General features: G+C 41.9%; 20 protein-coding genes and 2 tRNA genes. 13 read left to right on the forward strand and 9 right to left on the reverse strand.

The features are described from left to right. Window positions 1-38: 38 nt before the first annotated feature. On the forward strand, window positions 39-1,100 hold the full coding sequence (tsaD, locus tag H6793_01580; protein USN95836.1) for a tRNA (adenosine(37)-N6)-threonylcarbamoyltransferase complex transferase subunit TsaD: 1,062 nt from the start codon (window positions 39-41) through the stop codon (window positions 1,098-1,100). Here the strand turns inward: tsaD and H6793_01585 are convergent. Further along, window positions 1,084-1,365 (reverse strand): hypothetical protein, encoded by a 282-nt coding sequence (locus tag H6793_01585; GenBank protein USN95837.1) that lies wholly within the window; start codon window positions 1,363-1,365, stop codon window positions 1,084-1,086. The two genes, tsaD and H6793_01585, sit on opposite strands and share 17 nt — an antisense overlap. A 268-nt stretch (window positions 1,366-1,633) precedes the next feature. Between H6793_01585 and H6793_01590 the strand changes: the two genes are divergently transcribed. Beyond that, window positions 1,634-4,201 carry a valine--tRNA ligase gene (locus H6793_01590; protein USN95838.1) on the forward strand — a complete coding sequence of 856 codons (2,568 nt, stop codon included), beginning with the start codon at window positions 1,634-1,636 and terminating at the stop codon, window positions 4,199-4,201. Window positions 4,202-4,322: 121 nt separating this feature from the next. Continuing rightward, window positions 4,323-5,369 (forward strand): hypothetical protein, encoded by a 1,047-nt coding sequence (locus H6793_01595; GenBank protein USN95839.1) that lies wholly within the window; start codon window positions 4,323-4,325, stop codon window positions 5,367-5,369. 26 nt (window positions 5,370-5,395) lie between these two features. Here H6793_01595 and H6793_01600 read toward each other — a convergent pair whose 3' ends face one another. After that, complete coding sequence (locus H6793_01600) at window positions 5,396-6,142, reverse strand: hypothetical protein (GenBank protein ID USN95840.1); 747 nt, start codon at window positions 6,140-6,142, stop codon at window positions 5,396-5,398. Between the two features lie 787 nt (window positions 6,143-6,929). Here H6793_01600 and H6793_01605 point away from each other — a divergent pair. Next, window positions 6,930-7,526, forward strand: coding sequence for a hypothetical protein (locus tag H6793_01605; protein ID USN95841.1), 597 nt, complete (start codon window positions 6,930-6,932; stop codon window positions 7,524-7,526). 392 nt (window positions 7,527-7,918) lie between these two features. On the opposite strand, the gene H6793_01610 is transcribed toward H6793_01605, so the two are convergent. The 3 genes from H6793_01610 to H6793_01620 all read right to left on the reverse strand — a co-directional run bounded on the left by H6793_01610 (window position 7,919) and on the right by H6793_01620 (window position 9,430). After that, window positions 7,919-8,779, reverse strand: a complete 861-nt coding sequence (locus H6793_01610) for an HAD-IA family hydrolase (GenBank protein ID USN95842.1) — start codon at window positions 8,777-8,779, stop codon at window positions 7,919-7,921. Between the two features lie 64 nt (window positions 8,780-8,843). Then, entirely contained in the window at window positions 8,844-9,026 is a 183-nt protein-coding gene (locus H6793_01615) for a hypothetical protein (GenBank protein USN95843.1), read from the reverse strand. Next, window positions 9,026-9,430 (reverse strand): HIT domain-containing protein, encoded by a 405-nt coding sequence (locus H6793_01620; protein ID USN95844.1) that lies wholly within the window; start codon window positions 9,428-9,430, stop codon window positions 9,026-9,028. Before H6793_01620 ends, H6793_01615 begins: the two co-directional genes overlap by 1 nt. Window positions 9,431-9,459: 29 nt before the next feature. On the opposite strand from H6793_01620, the gene H6793_01625 reads away from it, so the two are divergent. Beyond that, complete coding sequence (locus H6793_01625; GenBank protein ID USN95845.1) at window positions 9,460-10,467, forward strand: hypothetical protein; 1,008 nt, start codon at window positions 9,460-9,462, stop codon at window positions 10,465-10,467. Between the two features lie 116 nt (window positions 10,468-10,583). Here H6793_01625 and H6793_01630 read toward each other — a convergent pair whose 3' ends face one another. Beyond that, a complete protein-coding gene (locus H6793_01630; GenBank protein USN95846.1) occupies window positions 10,584-11,630 on the reverse strand; it encodes a hypothetical protein in 1,047 nt (348 codons plus the stop codon). 336 nt (window positions 11,631-11,966) lie between these two features. Continuing rightward, window positions 11,967-12,058, reverse strand: a tRNA-Ser gene (locus H6793_01635). Between the two features lie 92 nt (window positions 12,059-12,150). Between H6793_01635 and H6793_01640 the strand changes: the two genes are divergently transcribed. After that, window positions 12,151-12,227, forward strand: a tRNA-Arg gene (locus tag H6793_01640). Between the two features lie 498 nt (window positions 12,228-12,725). On the opposite strand, the gene H6793_01645 is transcribed toward H6793_01640, so the two are convergent. Both H6793_01645 and H6793_01650 read right to left on the reverse strand, forming a co-directional pair. Continuing rightward, window positions 12,726-13,385 (reverse strand): hypothetical protein, encoded by a 660-nt coding sequence (locus H6793_01645; GenBank protein USN95847.1) that lies wholly within the window; start codon window positions 13,383-13,385, stop codon window positions 12,726-12,728. Between the two features lie 4 nt (window positions 13,386-13,389). Then, window positions 13,390-13,803, reverse strand: a complete 414-nt coding sequence (locus H6793_01650; GenBank protein ID USN95848.1) for a hypothetical protein — start codon at window positions 13,801-13,803, stop codon at window positions 13,390-13,392. A gap of 106 nt (window positions 13,804-13,909) precedes the next feature. Between H6793_01650 and H6793_01655 the strand changes: the two genes are divergently transcribed. The 7 genes from H6793_01655 (at window position 13,910) to H6793_01685 (ending at window position 21,756) form a co-directional block, all read left to right on the forward strand. Next, the gene (locus H6793_01655; GenBank protein USN95849.1) at window positions 13,910-14,140 is read left to right on the forward strand and encodes a hypothetical protein; all 231 of its coding nucleotides are present in this window, start codon (window positions 13,910-13,912) and stop codon (window positions 14,138-14,140) included. A gap of 319 nt (window positions 14,141-14,459) precedes the next feature. After that, window positions 14,460-15,152, forward strand: a complete 693-nt coding sequence (locus H6793_01660) for a hypothetical protein (protein ID USN95850.1) — start codon at window positions 14,460-14,462, stop codon at window positions 15,150-15,152. After that, on the forward strand, window positions 15,139-17,976 hold the full coding sequence (gene purL, locus H6793_01665; GenBank protein ID USN95851.1) for a phosphoribosylformylglycinamidine synthase subunit PurL: 2,838 nt from the start codon (window positions 15,139-15,141) through the stop codon (window positions 17,974-17,976). The genes H6793_01660 and purL overlap by 14 nt, the downstream gene beginning before the upstream one ends. Then, window positions 17,977-18,759, forward strand: a complete 783-nt coding sequence (purQ, locus tag H6793_01670) for a phosphoribosylformylglycinamidine synthase I (protein ID USN95852.1) — start codon at window positions 17,977-17,979, stop codon at window positions 18,757-18,759. Next, window positions 18,759-19,892 carry a hypothetical protein gene (locus H6793_01675; protein ID USN95853.1) on the forward strand — a complete coding sequence of 378 codons (1,134 nt, stop codon included), beginning with the start codon at window positions 18,759-18,761 and terminating at the stop codon, window positions 19,890-19,892. The genes purQ and H6793_01675 overlap by 1 nt, the downstream gene beginning before the upstream one ends. Window positions 19,893-20,262: 370 nt before the next feature. Then, window positions 20,263-20,952, forward strand: coding sequence for a hypothetical protein (locus H6793_01680; GenBank protein USN95854.1), 690 nt, complete (start codon window positions 20,263-20,265; stop codon window positions 20,950-20,952). Window positions 20,953-21,171: 219 nt separating this feature from the next. Beyond that, window positions 21,172-21,756: a hypothetical protein gene (locus H6793_01685; protein ID USN95855.1), complete on the forward strand. Its 585-nt coding sequence runs from the start codon at window positions 21,172-21,174 to the stop codon at window positions 21,754-21,756. The last annotated feature ends 3 nt before the right edge of the window (window positions 21,757-21,759 follow it).

Genomic DNA, 21,759 nt, shown 5'->3' on the forward strand with positions numbered 1-21,759 from the left:
CAACTGCTGATACTTTTATACCTGTTATACTTATACCAATGATTGTTCTGGGAATTGAAAGTAGTTGCGATGAAACATCCGTTGGTATTGTTAAAAATGGTGATACATTATTGGCCTGCTCAACTGCTAGCAGTATGAATATCCACGCCAAATATGGTGGTGTAGTACCAGAGATTGCTGCCCGTGAGCATATTCAAGCCATGACACCTACTCTAAAAGATGCACTTAATCAATCTGGGTTAAACTGGAAAGACATTGACGCCATTGCCGTTACTAATGGCGCTGGGCTAGGAGGCTCCTTGTTAATCGGGGTATTGACAGCGCGAACCTTGGCAATAACTAAAAATAAACCACTTTACGCCTGCAACCATGTCGAGGGTCATGTATATGCCAACTTCTTAACCAAAACGGCGCTATCTGGATACAACCTTCCAAAAAAACAGCCCAACTTCCCTCTTTTGGCGCTTATTGTCAGCGGTGGACATACACAACTAGTATTGTTCCAGGATCATTTTAACTACCAACTACTTGGCCAAACTCACGACGACGCGATTGGAGAGGCTTTTGATAAAGTAGCTAAAATCCTTGGCCTCCCCTACCCCGGAGGGCCAAGTATCGCAAAATCTGCCAGCGGAGGAAACCCAAATGCCTTGCAATTACCCAAAGCACGAATGGAAAACCGTTATGATTTTAGCTTCTCTGGGCTTAAAACAGCCGTTTTAAGGGCGACTCAGAACATTTTGGGTGTAGACCACACTTTTGAAAGTTTTCGGCTTGCAGAGCGTCTAAATGCCTCTCAGCGCAAAGATATTTCTGCAAGTTTTCAAAGAGTAGCAATAGAAACAGTCGTTGACAAAACACTCGACGCCTTTCGCACTTATGCCGTAAATAGCGTGGTCATTGCTGGGGGTGTTGCTTCTAACCTTGAGTTACGACATCAGTTATCTGAACGACTACCAATCGATGTTGAATATACTGATCCAAAACTCTGCACCGATAATGGCGCTATGATTGCTACTCTGGGGTGCTTTAAGATGAAATGTGATCAGCCGACAGCAGACCCTAATTCCCTAGATATTGAGCCTAATCTCTCGATGTAGCAGGAAACTTAGCAACCACTGCAAACAGATATTCGCCCTCGCCCGTCCGTGTTACGGCACTGTTATGTCTGCTCGCCTCAGTGTTTAGTTTGCCATTCATATTTAGAAAAACTGCATAAGCGCCAAGTTGTCTAGTATAAAACTCAACAAACTCAAGGTTGGTTTGTTCACGACCAAGCGCTTCATCGTATACACCACTTGATTGACGCAACTCCGACCAAGAAGTCTCGATAATTGTTTCTTCAAAGCCTTCTTCTAAAAACATAAGCTTCACATTATAACAGCGCTTATGCTATTTGTCAATATTGTTTACATAACATCTCTTTGTTATGCTTAGCTTACTAAAACAAAAACGTAGGTACCGTCTCGAAACCCATCGAGATAGCACATTAGAAACAAATTTATCAGTTATGGAGGGTGGGAATTTAAGCTTGCAGTCGCTAGTGATTGTATAAGTTTGTTTTCACGTGAAAAGTATTATTCATCTCTGACAGAGGTGATTTTTTTATTAAAAAGTGATAAAATAACCCCTTATGGCACTATCTTCATCATACGAACCCACAAAATATGAATCAAAAATCTATAAATTATGGGAAGAAAACCAGGCATTTACTCCAGTAAATAGGGGTAGTTCTGAGACATTTAGTATTGTTGTGCCACCCCCAAATGCAAATGGGAACTTGCATATTGGCCACGCGCTGACAAACGCTCTGCAAGATGTTGCAGTTCGTTACCAACGTATGAAAGGGAAAGCCACATTATTTGTACCTGGGGCAGACCACGCTGGTTTTGAGACACAAGTTGTTTTTGAAAAAGAACTCAACAAAGCAGGGAAGAGTCGGTTTGATTTCTCCAGAGAAGATCTGTACAAGCAAATTTGGGATTTTGTTGCGCAGAATAAATCAAACTATCAACAACAGTTCAGGCGTCTTGGTGCAAGCGTTGACTGGAATAGCTTTACATTCACTCTTGATAAGAAAATAATAAATCGAGCAAACCTTACATTCAAAAAAATGTGGGACGAAGGGCTAATTTACAGAGGCGAAAGACTGGTCAACTTCTGTACCTTCCATGGCACTGCTTTTGCAGATATCGAAGTAGTCTACAAAACTGAAGTAGGGAAGATGTATTACATCAAATTCCCTTTATCACCGCTTAACGGTATTAAGGATAAAAATTCATATATCCTTATCGCCACTACTAGGCCAGAAACAATGCTTGGCGATGTAGCGGTAGCCGTTCATCCAAACGATAAACGCTTTAAGCACTTGGTAGGTAGAACTGCTGTAATTCCATTAGCCAACAGAGAAGTTCCTATAATTTCCGACGAGATGGTTGACACCAAATTTGGGACTGGTGCAGTAAAGATCACATCTGCTCATGACCCTAATGATTTCGACGTTGCCCAAAAACATAATCTGCCCCTACTTAAGGTAATAACCGAAGCAGGGGAGATTGGTCATGATGCCCCTCACCAATATCACGGTCTTTCTGTTGATCAAGCACGCAAGCAAATCGTCAAAGAGCTTGAAGAACAAGAGTTACTGGAAAAGGTTGAAGATCACGAACACCGGGTAGGGCATTGCTATAAATGCGACACCGTCATTCAACCTCTGGTACGTGACCAGTGGTTCATTAATATGAAGCCTTTGGTACGTAAAGCAATTAGTGTGTTAGAAGATAAACAAATCCAATTCTACCCAGAGAGTAAGAGGATACAACTGATTACATACCTAGAAGGTTTGCGAGATTGGAACATTAGCCGACAAATTGCCTGGGGTATCCCGATTCCAGCTTTTCAGAATGTCGATGATCCAGACGATTGGATATTTGACACTCGGACAGATCAAGAAATCTTAACAATAAATGACAAGACCTATCGCCGTGACCCAGATGTTTTTGACACTTGGTTCTCTAGTGGACAGTGGCCATACGCCACACTAGACTACCCAGATGGGCAAAAATTCAAGGAATTTTATCCATTAAGTGTTATGGAGACCGGGGTAGATATTCTTGCCCCTTGGGTCTCACGCATGATAATGCTCGGCATCTACATTACCGGCGAAGTTCCATTTAAATCAGTATATTTACATGGGTTAGTTCTTGATGAGCACGGTGCTAAAATGAGTAAAAGCAAGGGTAATGTTGTAAACCCTATGGATATGATTGATGAATATGGTTCTGACGCCCTAAGAATGGGAATTATAACTGGTCAATCAGCTGGAAATAATCAGCCATTCACTACTGACAAAATAATTGGGGCTCGCAACTTTGCAAATAAGCTATGGAATATAGCCCGATATGTTGAGTCTAAAGCAGAAGATAACACCTACACACCAACTCCTCCAATTCCACAAACAGTAGCAGATCATTGGGTGTTGGGAGTTTTACAACATGCCGGCAACCAGGTCAGTTCTTATCTTGAAGAATATCGTTTTTCCGAAGCCTTCGATACCGTTTACCATACTGTTTGGTCAGAGGTAGCAGATTGGTATATAGAAGCCTCAAAAACTAAAGCAGGGAAGGGTATGCTCACTTTTGTACTTGAAACGGTTCTTAAAATAACTCATCCTTTTGCGCCGTTTGTAACAGAAGCGATCTGGCAAGAACTGGACTGGAATAAGTGCCTACTGATAGTTTCTGAGTGGCCAAAGGTAGAGGGTTTTGACACTAAAAAATCGAAAGAATTCGAGAAAATTAAGGATATCACAACTGAGCTTCGCCAACTTAGCAAAAACATTGGACTAACAAAGCCTGTTTTATTTAGTAGTTCAGGAATTGTCGCTAATAACTCAGATCTGCTAATCAATCTATGCAAGTTAGGTAGTATTGAAAACAGCAACAGCAAAGGGGTGCGTTTACTTAGCGCACAAGCATGGCTAGAAGTAGATACAGAGAAGCTATCGGCATACAAGAATACATTAAAACTAAAGATAGAAAAAAAAGAGCAGGAGATTACCGGGCTTCAAAAACGGCTCGCTAACAAGGCATACACATCGAATGCACCGGAACAGATAGTAACTCAAACTAAAAACCAACTATCAACACTACTAGAGGAAAATGAGTTACTACAAACCCAATACAAACAACTTAGCAAATAACTGATCGAAATTAGATTACTAGGCAATTATCCCCACCTGGGTAGATAGCTAATTACCTTGGTTGCTTATTGATTTTTGTTATGGTTTGTGGTATAGTCAATTAAGCTAAGCAAAGACAAAAATGTCAAACAAAGATCCAATAAATAGCTCCGAATCTCAATATTCTCAAGAAGATGTTGAGCTTTTTGTTGCAGATTGTATGCGACGAATAGGTCTTGGTCCTCAAAATGATTATTCAAAACTAGACCATTACGGCCCACCTCTTGAACCATATCTTCACGAGGATTCTACTGCTGTTCATGACAACGAAGATAATAATCCTTATGTATTTAACCATCGAGACGAATTCTTAGAAGAATTACTTTCTTTTGCCGATCAAGGTACATCTATACTGGGTGAAGGTTTAGGGCAACTAGAACCAAACATTGGCAAAGCCGTATCGAGCAAACTTCAAGAAGTAATTATGCTACTATCCTATGATATTGATGTAGACCTTGGTACCAATATCGGCCCTAAAGATCTAGCCCTACGGGACCTAGCAATTCTATCAATAGCCGTAAGTTCCTCGCTTGGTTTTGTCGACTATGTAACCGCGACAGGATTTGGTGCTCATAGTTTTATTGAACAAGCCAAAATAACCAATAGGAGCACTGGAACTACTGGAGAATTTGAAGTTTGCTATGACTCTATTGATTATTATGATGATCAAGACATTTCATCAGTGAAAGAATCTGATTATGAGGAGTATCCCGATTTTTACCACTATCCTGGAAAACTCAAGATTAGTGTTAGCGATCACAGAATTGAATTCTCCTTGCAACATGAGTTGCCTGAAGCAGAGGAGCGATACGCGCAAACTATTCATACCGAACGCGGAGACATAACCACCAACACTATTTCAATTAGAATCGACAAAGATCCTAGCGCTCCACATGGGTATAGTGTTGATATTGGTCGTGACCCTCGTGAAACAAGCAAGCTATCACGTAAAGGTGACCTTCTAGGTACACTTCTTTCAGCTACGCGAGGTGACGGAAGTCACTTTTACACAGAAGCGGATGAAATTAACGAGTCTTCTTTTAGGACTATGACACACAACCTATCCTTGCTTTTAAATTCCATAGATGAAAGGATAAAGCTGGATACTAACTTAAAGGGAGATTCATAAGTTAGTGCGGTCTATGATTTTGTGCGTTACTCGTTTTTACTTAAGCCTAAAAGTAGTTGTTTCATCGCGGTTGCGATGGTTGGGCTTTGAATTATGACCCCCATAACGTCTTCGCCATAACTCAAAAATGCCGTCTTATCACCGTATACGTCAACTTCTACGGATGCAGTGTATGATTCTTCTGGTAACCAGGTTCTTATTACATTGTATATCTTATCTGATTGTGAATATTGGCGACTGTCATCCTTCTCTGTCGTAAAAGCATACGTAGCAATACCAAGATCTGCGCGTCGTTTTTTGTACTTTTCAAAATACTCATCACCTAGGGTTTGGATCTCTTTTGGTGTACGTAAGAAATAAATATCTTGTTTTGTACGCAAAGTGTCGGCATAGATCTCTTTTAACCCCTCAACACCCTCTAAAAGCCGTATACCAGGCTTTTCTGTAAAAGTGTAGAAATAGCTCAGCATTTTAGGCATAGCATGTTTTATGGCTTGCTCAGCCTCAATAAACTGCTTACGCCGTTCCTCTACAAGTTTTTCGATGGCTATTGGGTTTAATGATCGGTATGATATTTTGTTATTATTTGAACTTTTCTCTATTAGTCCTAAAGACGCCAACTTATCAAGAATCATATACGTATTGGTGCGAGATTCTCCAGACAATTTAGAAACTTCAGGAGGGGATAGTTCACCTTTTTCAATTAATAACAGATAGGTTTTTGCTTGAGAATCAGTTAATCCTATTGTTTTAAGAAGATCTGGGGTCATCATTAAGATATTAGCATAGATAATGTGTGATTGTCAATGCTATTTTGACAAACTCATTACATGTTTACATCTGTTATGTATCGATACATAATCACGATATTGACATTTTGAATATTATTTGGCATAATGTACGCAGTCGATTGAATGAGAGGCTTCAGTCGAATCGAACATTTTTGGTATAAGTGGTAGTAATAAAACTAACTCTAATGTGGTTGAACTCTCTGTTAACAGATCGAGATCCTACAATAGAGAATGAAGAATACGGTTGAGCACCGCATATTGTATTGATTGCGAAGTTGCTTTTTTGCATTTCCGCACCGCTGGGCACAGATTGGAAACTATACACTTCATCTGTTGTATGCAATAACAGTTGTTGAACTACTAGCCACGAAGTACCATCTGCCTCGTTTAACCTGTTTGATAGCTTTAGCGTTCGATTTCAGAGAGGCTTTCACGGCGCTAAAGCTACCTTCTAGAATGTTGAATAGATAACTTACGAGAACTGATGTATTTATTGGGCATTCTTATTAAGAAGCGCCCAAGTTCGTTAAAAGCTTTGTTAGTTGTAGGCACGAGAGGTCACTTGTGAAAGATCATTTCTTTTAAATGAAGCCTCTCATTCGGATTAATCCCAAGTGGTCTCTTATGTTAATTTACGGAGCTTTTGGGCTCGGTTTTTTGTAGCTACGTTAGAAAAAGCCGGCCCAAAGGCTTCCGATTAGTAGGAGATCTTTGGGGCGTGCAGCCCGGCAACACCGCCAAACGCACATAAACCATCGGAGGAAAAACGATGGACGTTAAGATCTTGGAAGAGCTTGCCCCCTGGGCGGGGAAGGTCCCTCCCACGAAGGAGAGTGCGGAAGGAAGCGAGAGCTTCCTGTACCGCGGTACAGTCAGCTACCGGCCGTGGGGCTATGAAGCCCTTCGGCAAAGGCATTTTCTGGTGATAGTGCCAGAAAATGGCCTGCCGTATGCGGTGGAGTGGGACGATAGTCTCACTCCTGTCGTGGAGGCCTTTATCGCCTCCGGGGTTGTGGCGCCGATGGCGCCCTCCTACCGCATCTCTCTCGACGACGTGGTCGGGTGGAGAAGAGCATGGGGTTCAGATTGGATCCCAACAAGCCGTGAGGGCGTATTGCCCATAACGGCATTGCCACAACACGTGGCTGATGCCCTGGACAGGGACGGCGGATGGACAGACATCCGTGTCGTTGGCAATGAAGTGCGGGCCACCCAGGACTACCGCTCTGGCGGCTCCTGCGGTCGTTCGCAAGAGATGGTCTTCGCTACCTTGAAGACAACCTCCGAAGGAGTGAGGTTCAAGACCACCGTCCATTCTGTCGCGTATGAGGACAGCCTGGGCAGAAAGAGAGGTACATTCACCTAAAAACAAAAAGGCCTCGCATTAGCCTTACATCACCGCAAACAATGCGCCTACAACGGTAAGGCACCGTAAAGAACTATTGCTGTTGCAACCCGGCAACGATAAATCACTCTGTTAGTAATAGCAGACATGAAGCAACCCATGCTTTGTGAGGGGATTTGCTTGATTCGGCACAAGCTAGAGTGTACGTTCCTGTACAGGGAATATGGCACAATACCGAGGTCATTGTGGTAGACCGCTCTTTAGAGCAAAGGCCACCCGGTTTTCTCGAATCCCGGATTGTAGCACACTCAGTGCTATGGTAAGTCGAGTTTCACCCCAATCATCGCTCACCAGCTCAGGTGAGTTCGCTGAACAAGCGATTGATAGATGATTGGGGTATTTTTATTTGTGCTCTAGTCTTCAAATTCGAGGGCGTTTTTGATGCGTGAAATGCTTTGCTCTGGGTTATTGCTATTAAACCAAAGCACTTTCCAGCCTTTTTTGCTGGCAGTCATCAAGTTTGGCCGACTGTCGTCTATCAACAGTATTTCTGATGGCTGACAATTACTCCGATCTTCTGCTTCCTCATAGATTGCTTCTTCTGGCTTTATTGCTCCGACTTCTGAAGAATCGATAATAACGTCGTAGTTGATATTAGGCACAAGATTGTGGTCAATTAATTCATTCAAAAATCCGGGCATTATATTGGTCATTAACCCGACATGGTAATTTTCAATAGCCCAAGATAATAAATCGTCCATTCCCTGAACTAGCTCTACTTCTTCTGTGTAGTACTTAGCCCAGTCAATATTATCTATATTAAGATCATTTGCGAATCGTTTATTAAACTCCTCTATGGATATTTCACCCCTGCAAACCATATCGTTATGTTGCCAAAAGGCCATTTCTACAACATCTGGCGATAAATCATATTCTTCGCTAATTCGCTCCAGAGCGCGGTGAAAAAACTGAACCAAACATCCGTTGACGTCAAAATACACAAAACGCACCCCAGATTTACTGACCTTTTTTGGCACAATTGGTGGGAATCCAGAGCCTTGAGATTCTGATATACCCAACAGTTCGTTTAAGGTTAACCCAAGCACACTGGCTATCCGTTGAATAGTAAAAATTGACGGAGCCTTAATAGCACCTCGCTCAATCTTTGCCAGGGTAGAATATGAAATATCTGCTTTTTGGCACAACGTTTGTTGTGTCAATCCTGCCTTTATTCTGGCTTCTTGTAATTGTTTTCCGAGACCCACCTCGTCCATATAAACCTAATATTACCAGTTGTCTAGCTAAAAGGGAAGAGTAAACTAGCATTAAATGGCTAGTTTACTTAAGCATGTTTTCGATAGTGTTAAGAATTAACAGCATAATTACGAAGGCAAAGATTCCGGCGATTCCAGCAGTTATTGCCGAATTTTGAGCATTACCTCCGGTGCTACACATAATTTTAGTATAGACCCATGTTCCAGCACCAACAGCAAACAATAGCGCAACAACAACAGGAGGCATTAGACGTTCTCCATGGTTAGCTTTTTTGCCATTTCGGCCAATACGGTGTGATCTGGTTCGGCAGACATATTCTGTTTGGCATTATATTCATTTATCGTATTAAATGGGTAGATTTTTACATGAGCATGTGGAACATCAACCCCCTCAATCCTTGTACCAACAAATTTAGTACCTAGTTTATTGCGTAGGTGTATAGATACTTTTTTGGTGGTTGACATCAGGGCTTGGTAGTATTCATCATCCAAATCCCACACAAACTCCAGCTGAATTTTGGGCACCACCACCGTTTGGCCAACAACTGCCGGATAGATATCTAAAAAAGCCAGGGTTTTATCATCCTCATAAACCTTATAAGACGGTATTTCACCTTTGATTATCTTTGCAAAAACACTTTCTTCTGCCATATCTAATGACAATATAGCATAATTAACGCATGGATATTATGAAAATAATACTACTAGCACTGGTCAAGGTATTAATATTGGCTTGTTTGGGTCTGTTCATTATAGGCGTTATTTTTAAGGTTACTTTTGGAAATCAAGATTTTATCAAGCAGTCGCTGAATAATAGCGGGTTGTATTCAACAGTAGAGAAGGGGATAAAACAACAAATAGCCACCCAAGTAGCATCGGTCAGCAATACAACAACACTAAATACAATAATTAGCCAAGCAATCGACAAATCAGTAACTAGTGATCTTATACAACAAAATATTGAAAGTACCATTTCTAATGCTTACGCTTGGTTGAGTGGAGAAAATACAAATCTCGTCATCTCTTACAACGTAGACGATGCACAAGCTACTTTCTTACAAGAGGTTACTGATGGATTACGTGAAAGAGCTAAAACCTTGCCCAAATGCTCCAGAAAAATACGGCCAACTACAAATGACATATTCACCATTAACTGTATCCCTCCAGGCACAAACATAGAAGGGGAAATTTTGGAAGCGCAACAACAGTTCAACCAGCAAATAGCAACTCAACCACAAAAGGTAGACTTAACAAAAATAACCAATAATTCTAGTTCACCAATAAACAGATTGCCGAATGTTTACAAAATTCTAACCTTGCTTCCTCTAATCTCAATATTGCTAATTGTGTTGCTACTCATATTTGAGTTACTTTTGTCACGACCAAGATATCGTGCATTACGAACAGTTGGCATAGCTTCAATTTTGTGTGGAGTTCTTTGTTTGATATGCAGATTTATTACTCCTATTATTCTTTATGAAAGGATAAAACATATCTCATTAAACACTGATGTGGCAGATTTTTCTTTACCTGTTCAAAAAATTTTTCAGGACATAGTAAGTCAGATAAGCTCAACACTACTAACGATAGGTGTATCACTTATAGCTTTAGGTTGTTTGTGTCTAGGGTTCTATATCTTTATCAGAAAAACCAATACCAGAAATGAACTACCTAAGAACATTCCTTAGTTCCACCTCTTTGTTGTGCCCACTAACATTACTAGAATCCGTTTTTTTGGTTAAAAGTTGAGACCAAAACAGAACCAAACCTATAGCCTGTTACAAAGGAAAGAAGCAGTCAAAGTTCAGGACTGTGACGTACTGGAGACATATGCCTTTAGAGCAGGCTCAAGCGTTACGACATGCGAACCACCATAAACAACAAATGGACTTTTGCCACTATTGTATGCTTCTAGAATATGATTAAAGATTACCCTATCTCTCATCTCCATGCTCAGTTTAGCCACCTCATTGAGCCTATGTTCACCAGACCAGTTAAGTTTATCCATCGTTATCTCGGAAATATCATCAGCAAATTCAGGATTAATTGCAACTTTGCCATCCACTAAAACCAGCAGATCTTTATTGTCTAGAATAGGTTTGTATAATTTATTGAGGCTTGGGAGAATCTGCGCGACTTTGTTATTCAATTCGACTTTCAGCTCATCAAACTTGCCACTTTCTATAATCTCCTGCTTTTCGGCCTCTGAAAAGGTATAAAATCCATCAATACCTAAGGTTGCGGCGTGATGGTTGATATAGCCTGCCAGAAAATCAGTCTCACCACTAGATACCTGTGTCTCGAGACCACGAGCAACATATAAAGCCAGAAGCTCCTCTCTACTAACACCAAGTTGTTCCATAACAGCCACAACTTCTGATTCAGTAGGCTCGCCAGGTATAGCGGGTACGTTCTCTTTGTTGGCCAGGTGTTGAATTAAACCAGAATCGGTGGCCTGGGTAATCGCTTCATCTCTATCCGTAAATAGTCTTTCGTCGCCCTCATAAATCACACATCTTCTTTCTGGTGGAGTAATAGCTATGTAGTCAGCAAAGGCCGCTTCGGTATCTCGCATACTTTCTGCTTCAGGACGACTCTCGTGTCCCGATACGACTTGCCCAGTATCTGGATCAATCTTGATTGAGGCAACCAATGTTATAGATTTGTCATCATCACCAATATTTACAATTTGAACTTTGCCATCTGCTATCCGCTCTTGATTAGCTTGTTCATACTCAGCACTTCCTATCGGATTGTAGTGCTCCCAGGCCAGTTCCTCTTGCGGATTTACCATATATTCTGAAGTTTGTTCCTGTTGGATTGTTTCGTCTAGGTTGTGCGTATCTCCCATTAGCCTATTATACTCCTTTAGGGTACTTGTAGCAGATCAATTAGATATTTAATGGGCAGACTGAGCTTGTTTGTATGAAAAACAAGTATGGTTTCTATTACGCAATAGTTTCACTTCCTGTAATAAAACATTAGGTTTGCTTTACAAAACAAAAAAGCAGTCCTTTTAGGCGACACTTCCACAAGAAAGCCAACTTCTGGCGGAAGGGGTGGGATGGTAGATATCCGCCTGTTTGCAAGCTAAAGCTTGCGGGGGATATACGAACCGCATTGGGTTCAAATCCCTTGTTTTCTTTACAGAAAACAAAAAACTTACCCTTTTGGCAAGTTTCCTTCCTGGCGGAAGGGGTGGGATTCGAACCCACGGTACCAGTTGCCCGGCACAACTGTTTTCGAGACAGTCCAGTTCAACCACTCCTGCACCCTTCCGTTAGCTACACTATAAACTATTGCTGTTACCTCTGTAAATATGCTAATATACTTATTGTTGCAAATCCATAAGAATGTATATGTATAGTTTTGCACCCGTAGCTCAGCTGGATAGAGCGTTGGCTTGCGGAGCCAGAGGCCACAGGTTCGAATCCTGTCGGGTGTACCATTCTAGACGGAGAGCCTCAAGAAGGCTCTTTTTCATCTGTTGAGACATTGTTCTAACCTTTTCTATCTCAGCAACGAAGTGTTTTGTGTTTTCCTGCAATGGTAATAGCCATTCGTTAGGTGTTATTTGCAGTTTTCCGTCTAAAAGCACTGGGTTCTGACCAATTACTAACAGTATTTCTTTCTTATCAGCTATATCACCGTTTACGAACTTAGCGTTAGCGTTCATGAACTTACTTATTAGATTAGTCATATAGTCGTACCAGCTCTCAGTGTTTTCATTACTGGTAGCCTGTTGCTTATGCAGTTCTTTTAATTCAGCCTTGAGCTTTGCAGATTTCTCTATAAAGTCTTTTTCTTCTACGAGCTTGCGAGTAGACATGTCTAACAGGGTATCTAGCTGGTCTTTTAAGCCCCTTATAGCTTGCTCCTGCATAGTTTCTACACTCTTACGCTCTGGTATCTCAGCTTGTGCCATTTGGTTAATAGCATCCATGCTTCAATCATAGAGTTCTGGTATGAGTTCCCAGTTATTCAATTCATCTACACATTCTGTAAATAGCTCATCTTCGGTTTTATAACCATACTTCTTAATCTGGCCGCAAGGGCGTTTACCAGTACAGTGACAGTAAGTATTTACATGTGTAACACCCTTAGAGTTAGTGCGTTCCTTGCTTTGAGCCGTAATCATACAGCCACACTCACCACAGCGTATAAAGCCACGTAGCACGAATTGTTTACGAGTTGCGAAACGCTTACCACCATGACGACCTAGTAATAGTTGGATTTTGTCGTACTCCTCTTGGGTCATTAAAGCTGGAAAATCTGCTACATACAATTTGTCTTCATCATAAGGGTCAGGCACCCAACCTGCGTAACGAACGTTACGGAACATGTAATAGAGCGATGAGCGGCCAAGTGGACCGCCACTCTTTTTCTTACGCTGAACCGTGCGATAGCCCCATTCATTATTCATAATATCTAAGATTTGCTGGACGCTGTATTCGCCTGTAAGCATTAAATCTACAGCCTGACGGAGTAATGGAAAGCGTTCAGGGTCTTTGTATACGGTTTTATTTATACGGTCATTCAAGTAGCCCTCTGAGGCTACGCCAGTAATGCCACCAATCTTACGCTTCTTCTCATTACAACGCTTCACGTCCTTACTCAGCTTCGCTGAGAAGTATTGGGACTGGCTCATAGTCAAATTTATCTATAAACCATATGTTGTCGTACTCTCTATGTGCTGGATCAGTCTCATGCCAGTCACCCCAGACAGTATTTGCCCACTCTTTGGGTATGTTAGGGTTCACTGACTTGGCAATCTCAAGTTCTTCCTGAGCGTCTATTACTTGGTTGCGATACCAGTTTTCATCAGAACGAGTTTCAATTACCTCTGCATTGGTTAATGTATTTAATGCCCGTTCTTCACGACTAGCATTCTTAAAATTATCTGTTTTTGAGAGTTTAGCGTCCCACTCAAAAACCCAGCGTTCATCAAAGAAATCGGTGCCGTTGAAGTACAACGTATTCAGCTTTGTAACCACTAATTGTAGCCATTCGTTATTATCTGTCATTGGTGTTAGTATATGCGTCCAATAAAGCTAACTCAAATACCAGTGATTAGACCAATTTGAGATAATAGATATATAGGGTAAGTACAAAAACAAAAGGAGTCTTATTATGTTTAGCAATCCAGTGGGAAGACCCACAAAAATGAATATCAGAACGATGGTGAAGTTGGCTGACGCACTGAAGAACAACTACAGCCTGACTGACGCTTGTAAGTGGGCTAGGGTTGGCAGAACCACCTACTACCGACACATAAATAATAACGTGGTCTTCGCAACTAAGATGAATTATGCGATAGAGTGCCGTGATAAAGTGTCATTTAATTTTGGCACACTCTCCTAGTTCAACTTGCTGATTCGTACACGACTATAATAAAAGTAGTGTTTCATAATTGGTAGCTCTCTGATGGTGGAAAATGGCGTTGAGGGGTCAAAAATCTGAAAAAATAATGCGTAACGATACGTAGTCAAAATCAACCCATTTAGGTGAACGGGATATAGTGCCCTCTGTAAGCGTTCCAGGGGTCGTAGGTGAGGTTTTAAGGCAAAAGTTGAATAAAGTACCGTGTGGAAAATAAGAAGTACTTTGACATCATTTTACTCATTGACAAGCTTATGCTTTGGTTTCCCGTAACAAGTGTTTATAATTTACACTTAAGAATATGAGTGAGAGCCTACACAAACCAACTATTGCTATATTAGCCTCAGGAAGTGGCTCTACAGCCGAGACATTTATCCACGCTACTCAAGATGGTCGTGTTGATGCAGAAGTCGGTCTAATAGTATGCAATAACCCACCAGAAAAGGCAGGAATATTTGCTAGGGCTTCTAGGTTAAATGCACTCTATGGGCTTGATGTTGAAACTATAGAAATAAGTGGTCGTACGCACCCCGATGGCAACGTGGGGCGTGGACAAACACTTAGCGAGTCATCTGCTATATGCGAGCGTATCAGTAACGGTGGCTTTGCTCACGTAGCTCTTATGGGTTATATGAAGATGGTTCGCGGTGAACTCATTGAGGAGTACGGCTGGCAACCAATTTACAGTTCTATCTATCAAGCAAGAATGACTAACACACACCCAGGTCCACTGCCAGAAACAGAAGACACGTACGGCATACACACTTCTGAACAAGTACTAGAGCTTGGCATGTCTGCTTCACGTCACACAGTACATCTTGTGGCAGATGGAATAGATAGGGGTCCAAAGATTGCTGAACACCCTGTGGAAGTTATTGAAGGCGATACTGCACAGAGTTTGTTTGATAGAGTTCAAGTAGTAGAAAAGGCAGCATTGCCATACGTTATAGGTAAGTTCCTGCAGGAACAAGGAGGTTATCTTGGCAATTCATGAGATTAGAGTCACACCTATCGAGGGCGACCCAATTGGACACGAAGCACAGCAAGAAGCGGAACGCACACTTGGCTTAGACAGCATAGAATCAATTCGCACAGCGAAAGTATATCGTGTTCAGGGTGTGAGCGAAGAAGAAGCACACACGTTAGCGGGACAATTGCTCACAGACCCTGTGAGTGAGCAATACAGTCTTGACGAACCAGTAGGTTTCGAGACTCCTCACGTTGTAGAAGTGGCATATAAGCCTGGTGTGATGAACCCAGAAGCATCTTCAATCATGAAAGCCGCTCAAGACCTTGGGATTAGCCAACAAGCCGTTGATTCTTCAAGGGAGTATGCGTTTTTCGGAGATGTAGAGCCAACTCAAGTCGACGAAGTGGTTGGACGATTACTAATGAACAAAACAGTTGAACATGTTGTTACTGAAAAACCATCGTCTCTAACTTTTGAGGGGAATGTTGGACCTATCAGCATAGTTCCTATTAGAGAGGCTTCAGAGCCAGAGTTAGCAGAGCTATCAAAGGACAAGTTATTTCTTAATGATGAGGAGATGGGTGTCGTTCAGAAGCATTTCCGAAAGCTTGACCGTGATCCAACTGATGCAGAGCTTGAAATTATTGCTGCACGTTGGAGTGAGCATTGTGGTCATAAGACGTTCAATGCAAAAGTTGTAGTTGATGGCGTTGAGAAAGAACCGCTCTACACACGTATTAAGAATGCGGCTAAAGAGCAGTTCGGTGATTTAGTAGTATCAGCATTTGGTGATAATTCAGGTGTTATGAAATTTTATGAGGGTCAAGCTATTTGTGGCAAGGTTGAGACACACAACAGCCCGTCAGCTATTGAGCCGTACGGTGGTGCAATGACGGGTAGTGGTGGTGTGTTCCGTGACATAATGGGAACTGGTCAGGGTGCTAAGACAATCATTTCTACTGATATGTTTTGTTTTGCTCCGCCAGACCTTGACGAGAGTCTTTTGCCTTCTGGCACCTTGCGCCCCGATTACCTACAAAGACGAGTTGTTCAAGGAGTGCGAGACTATGGTAATCGTATGGGCATTCCAACGGGAAACGGCTCTGTACATTATCACGAAGATTTTAGAGCCAAGCCTACTGTAATAGTAGGAGCATACGGAATCATGCCAGAGTCACGTGCAGAAAAAGGCGAACCATTGGTCGGTGACCTAGTTGTTATTATTGGTGGCAAAACAGGTCGTGACGGTATACACGGTGCTACCTTCTCGTCAGGCGAAATGACTGACCGTACAGCTAATGTGAATTCAAGTGCAGTTCAAATTGGAAACGCAATTGAAGAAAAGCGTATGTTCGATGCTTTAATTGAAGCAAGAGATTTAGGATATATTCGTGCATTAACCGACTGTGGTGCTGCGGGATTCTCATCTGCTATCGGTGAAATCGGAGAGAATATCGGTTTAACAGTAGATATTAGCAAGGCACCACTTAAATACCCAGGACTTGCCCCGTGGGAAATCTGGCTTAGTGAATCACAAGAACGTATGGTTGCGGCAATCTCACCAGACAACATAGAGGACTTTCTTGCCGTTAGTCGTAAATATAATGTTGAATCCACTGTACTCGGTGTGTTTGATGGGAGTTATACCTTAACCGTGAATTACGGTGAACAAAATGTTGCAGAACTTGATTACGAGTTCCTGTCTGGCGGTCTACCGCAACGTGTTATGCAAGCACATTGGAAACGAGTTGATGTACCTGAAGTAAGTCCTGACATTCCACAAAACGAACAAGAGTGGGTTGATAGGCTTAAGGCTGTTCTCTCTCACGGTAATGTTTGTTCCAAAGAGCCAATAGTTAGACAATATGACCACGGGGTTCAAGGTGGCAATGTTGTTTCTCCTTTTGGAGGCGTAAAGCAAGATGGACCAAATGACGCTCTGGTCGTACGACCTATGCTTGATAAGCCTTATGGTGTTGTTCAATCCCACGGGATGAACCCAATACTTAATAGGTTAGACCCATTTGAAGGAACAGTCTGGGCTATTGCTGAGGCTGCAGCAAATTATGTTTCTGCTGGCGGCAACATTGATGAAGCAGCAGCAGTTGGTAACTACATTTGGCCGTTCCCAGATGAAGAAGCTATGGGTTCACTAGACCGTTCTGTTGACGCTGCTGTAGAAATGATGCAACGGCTGAAGCTTCCTGTTATATCAGGCAAAGACAGTCTCTCATCAACCTACCGAGGCAAAGACGGACAAGTTATCAAGATTCCGCCCGTTTACACAATGTCTATATTTGGTCGCATACCTGACGTAGAGAAGACTATGACAAGTGACATAAAACAAGCAGGATCAACCCTTGTCTTAGTTGGAAATCTAGGCGAAGGAATGGCGGGGTCAGCTTATTATGATATTGCTGGTGGGAGTAGCAACAATATACCGCTTGTTGATAAAGAAACACTACCAGCAGTGCTTGGTTCCGTACATCAAGCTATAGTCGGTGGCAAAGTCCTTGCTTGTCACGATATAAGCGAAGGTGGTGTAATCTCGGCTGTTGCAGAAATGTGTTTTGGTGGCAATGTTGGCGTAGAACTTGAGCCTAATAATGTATCAGTCTCTGAAATGGATAAGTTCCTGTTTAATGAAACGGCTGGCTGTTTTGTTGTGGAAGTTGAAAGTGATGAAGTAGCACAAGAATTATTCAGCAATGTTCCATACCAAAAGCTTGGTCAAACAACTACTGATGAGACTATTCAGGTCCGTGAGCAAAATGGAGTCGTCTTTACTGTAGGTACGGACGAACTTAAGCGTGCATGGCAAGCACCTATGAAAGGGATTTTTCACTAAATGAGCAACCTAGAAGTATGCGTACTAAAGACGGACGGTATTAACTGTGATGAAGAAATGGCGAATGCTTTTCAAGTAGCTGGGGCTACACCTGAAACCGTACATATTAACCAACTGCGAAGTGGCGAACGTCAGCTTGACCAGTACGGTATTCTAGCAATACCAGGGGGTTTCTCTTACGGAGATGATATTGCTTCAGGTAAGGTGCTGGCAACAGAGCTTACGTCCTATCTATCTGACCAGTTACAAGATTTTGTCGATAAAGGTAAGCCTGTTATCGGAATCTGTAATGGCTTTCAGGTGCTTGTTAGGACTGGCTTGTTGCCAAATCGCAAGCTGAATGAACAACAAGTAACTCTTGCTGATAATGAAGTTGGAAGATTTGAGTGTCGCTGGATTGACCTAGCAGTTGGTCGGTCAGCGTGTAAGTTTGTAAGTCCAGAAGATTTTGCAGAACAACCAATTCCAATGCAAACGGCTCACGGTGAAGGTAGATTCTTTGGTGGTGAAGATGACATTCGGGAGCTAAAAGAAAACGGACAGTTTGTTTTTCGTTATACTACGCCTGACTTAGGACAGCCGAGTGGCTATCCTGAAAATCCAAATGGTGCAGTAGACGATATTGCAGGAATTTGTGACCCAAGTGGCTTAGTGCTTGGTATGATGCCACACCCTGAACGCTCAGTGGCTGCTTTTCACCCACACCGAGTACGCACAGAAGCTGCACGAAACGCAGCAAACACAATTTTTAGTAATATCGTTACTTACGCAAAGGAGATGTAATGACTGAACGAAGAGGACCGATACAGGATGTAAATATTGAGCTTGGTGATGATGTTTCTAAAATGCTGTATGAAGCTTCAAAGCAAACCCACGACAACCGACCAGGCTTGCTTGTTGAGTTTCACGAATCATTTTCTGGGCTACGAGCAATTCCAGGCACGATGCTTAAAGACGTAGATAATATGTATCTTAATCTTGCATTTGATGGTGTCGGAACAAAGGTTGAAGTATCAGAAAGGCTTGATGACCATTCAGTTGTAGCACACGATTTATTTGCAATGGTATGTGATGACGCAGTTGTTCGGGGAGCTGAACCAGTTGCGATAGGCTCAATCTTAGATGTACGGCAGCTTAATGACACAAAACACACTAGAACGGCAGTTAGACAACTATCACAGGGCTATGTTGAAGCAGCTAAGGCGGCTGGTGTAGTGGTCGTTAATGGTGAAGTTGCCGAACTTGGGGATAGAGTTGGTGGTTATGGGGATTTCAATTATAACTGGGGCGCTACGGTACTTTGGTTTGCTCATAAGGACAGAATACTTACGGGTCATGAGATTCAGCCTGGCGATTCACTAGTAGGTCTTGCTGAACACGGTTTCCGCTCAAATGGCATTACAGACGTAAGAAAAGCTATGCTGGAACACTACGGACCACAATGGCAAGACGTAGTAGTTAAAGAACTCGGCGAACTTTCATTAGGTAAACTTGTACAGAAACCATCAATTATTTATTCACGATTCATATCGGAACTTACAGGTGGCTATGACATTGATAAAGAGCCTAAGGCTGTGGTAAGCGGTGTGGCACACATTACTGGTGGTGGGCAGCCAAGTAAGCTAGGCCGAATGCTTGAGCCGTCAGGACTCGGCGTTACTATTGACACACCAATTGAGCCACCACGCATAATGACGGAAGTGCAAAAGCTGCGAGGCTTCTCCGACGAAACAGCATACGGTAAATGGCATTTGGGTTCTGGTATGGTTATTGCCACTTCTGAACCAGAAAAAGTACTCGCAGAAGCAGAAAGCTTTGGACTATCTGCACAGACTATTGGGCAAATCACAGACGAGCCAGGTATCCGTATCAAGAATCGTGGTGCAGTTCAAGATTCAGAGTGGCTAAGCTTCTAAAGTAGAAAGCTTATGCTTTGTATCTGTTGGTCGGTAGAGCATAATTAGATTAGGTACTAATTATGATCATAAACCAACATTTCGTAGATTTACTATCAACTCTTACGCCTACAGCTTCGGAGAAAACAGGCTATGCTTCCCACAGGACTTCAATTGAAGCGAAGCTTGAGTCTTCGTTTAATGTAACGTTCACCATGGAAACAGGTTCATTTAGAAGTGGTACGGGCGTGAGATACCACACCGACTTAGATGTACTTGCCTCAATACCTTCCACTTATCAAAAAGACAATTCTTACAATATGTTATTGGCTATTAAAAAGCCTTACAAGAACGGTATGGTGAAAGCGGAATATACATCAGAACACCATCTGTGGTCTGTGCCTTTAGTGGGAACAAGACCATTGAAATCACACCTGGATATTATAAGTATCAGACTGATTACCGCTATAACGTTTACAAAATCCCAGATTTTGATGGTGATTGGCAAATTGCAACACCGTCAGCACATATAGCCTACGTTAATGGCGTGAACAACAGGTTGGATAAGAAAGTTAAACACGTTATTCGCTTAATCAAAGATATTAAATATGCACATAATATCCCTATATCTTCGTTTTATCTTGAGATGAGGACAGCAAAGCATTGCGATGATGAAACATTCATATCTTACGCAGAAGACGTACACAATACGCTCAATAGGCTCGTTAATGACGAGCTGGCGTTAATGCAAGACCCTGTAGGAATCGCAGGATATATTGAGCCTTGCAGTACTGACGCAAAGAAGACCGAAGCACTTTCAAATCTTACATCTGTCAGAAATCGTGCTAAATGGGCTATTGAAGAAGAAAAGGCTGGGAATCACACAAAGGCTCTTGAATGGTGTTTTATTGAAGTTGACTCAAAAGAAGGCGGCGTCAAAACGTTGCGAGAAGGATTATCAGAGCTTGTAGCACGACAACAAGAAATAAACGGAACCGCATACATACCTTCACCAAAGGCTCGTGAAAGAGCTGAGAAAAACATAAAGAATGGCCGTCAGAACTACGAGGTTGATGAGTAATTTTAAGCAAAGTATATAGGTAAGCGTGGTGGGTAGTGTTTTATAGGGCGTTTGAGCCATTATAAGCAAGGAACAGTGACCTAACCTGCTCTAGTATGCTGTACCAATTAGTATTTACCATAACATCGAGTATTATTCTCATTATTTTAACCATAACTTGTATTGACAAACGGAAAATACTGCGAGACAATTACTGTAAATAGCAATCAAGAAATAATTATGGATAATCAAAACCAGCAACAAACACCAAAACAGAATCGGATGCCAATAGTTGTTATTTTATTGGTTCTCTTGGTAGCTATAATTATTGTGGCTGTTTATGCGTTTAATAAGATTGGCAATCGTCCTCAACAGACCGACAACAGTCAAACCAGCGCTACAGAACAAACAATTAATAAAACCGCGGAACTTTCAACAGATCCTAGTATCATGACAAGCAAGAGTGGCGAGGTTGTAACATTCTCCATTTGGCTAGATACCGGCAATCAAAAGGTTAGTACCGTAGAGGCTATTCTTAACTACCCAGTCGATCAATATGACTTTGTTAGTATTGATGACTCTGAAAGTGCATTTTCAATTAATGCAGAGGCAACAGGACAAAATGGAATTGTAACCATTGCACGAGGACAAATAGATGGTGTATCAGGAAAAGTTTTAGTCGGAAAGGTCAATTTAAAAACAAAAACATCCTCCGGACAAGGAAACCTAACATTTTCTGATGATTCAAAAGTCCTAACCTTATCAGATGATCCACAAAATATTCTAAATGAAACATCAGGGGCAACCCTACAAATAGAAAACTAGGAG

It is taken from the genome of Candidatus Nomurabacteria bacterium (genome assembly GCA_023898625.1).
Lineage (GTDB): Bacteria > Patescibacteriota > Saccharimonadia > Saccharimonadales > JAGQNJ01 > HK-STAS-PATE-36.

What these genes read in the sequence shown, in the direction of transcription:
- tsaD (USN95836.1), top strand. Translation starts at nt 39, where the DNA reads ATGATTGTTCTGGGAATTGAAAGTAGTTGCGATGAAACATCCGTTGGT.
- H6793_01585 (USN95837.1), bottom strand. Translation starts at nt 1,365, where the DNA reads ATGTTTTTAGAAGAAGGCTTTGAAGAAACAATTATCGAGACTTCTTGG.
- H6793_01590 (USN95838.1), top strand. Translation starts at nt 1,634, where the DNA reads ATGGCACTATCTTCATCATACGAACCCACAAAATATGAATCAAAAATC.
- H6793_01595 (USN95839.1), top strand. Translation starts at nt 4,323, where the DNA reads ATGTCAAACAAAGATCCAATAAATAGCTCCGAATCTCAATATTCTCAA.
- H6793_01600 (USN95840.1), bottom strand. Translation starts at nt 6,142, where the DNA reads ATGATGACCCCAGATCTTCTTAAAACAATAGGATTAACTGATTCTCAA.
- H6793_01605 (USN95841.1), top strand. Translation starts at nt 6,930, where the DNA reads ATGGACGTTAAGATCTTGGAAGAGCTTGCCCCCTGGGCGGGGAAGGTC.
- H6793_01610 (USN95842.1), bottom strand. Translation starts at nt 8,779, where the DNA reads ATGGACGAGGTGGGTCTCGGAAAACAATTACAAGAAGCCAGAATAAAG.
- H6793_01615 (USN95843.1), bottom strand. Translation starts at nt 9,026, where the DNA reads ATGCCTCCTGTTGTTGTTGCGCTATTGTTTGCTGTTGGTGCTGGAACA.
- H6793_01620 (USN95844.1), bottom strand. Translation starts at nt 9,430, where the DNA reads ATGGCAGAAGAAAGTGTTTTTGCAAAGATAATCAAAGGTGAAATACCG.
- H6793_01625 (USN95845.1), top strand. Translation starts at nt 9,460, where the DNA reads ATGGATATTATGAAAATAATACTACTAGCACTGGTCAAGGTATTAATA.
- H6793_01630 (USN95846.1), bottom strand. Translation starts at nt 11,630, where the DNA reads ATGGGAGATACGCACAACCTAGACGAAACAATCCAACAGGAACAAACT.
- H6793_01650 (USN95848.1), bottom strand. Translation starts at nt 13,803, where the DNA reads ATGACAGATAATAACGAATGGCTACAATTAGTGGTTACAAAGCTGAAT.
- H6793_01655 (USN95849.1), top strand. Translation starts at nt 13,910, where the DNA reads ATGTTTAGCAATCCAGTGGGAAGACCCACAAAAATGAATATCAGAACG.
- H6793_01660 (USN95850.1), top strand. Translation starts at nt 14,460, where the DNA reads ATGAGTGAGAGCCTACACAAACCAACTATTGCTATATTAGCCTCAGGA.
- purQ (USN95852.1), top strand. Translation starts at nt 17,977, where the DNA reads ATGAGCAACCTAGAAGTATGCGTACTAAAGACGGACGGTATTAACTGT.
- H6793_01675 (USN95853.1), top strand. Translation starts at nt 18,759, where the DNA reads ATGACTGAACGAAGAGGACCGATACAGGATGTAAATATTGAGCTTGGT.
- H6793_01685 (USN95855.1), top strand. Translation starts at nt 21,172, where the DNA reads ATGGATAATCAAAACCAGCAACAAACACCAAAACAGAATCGGATGCCA.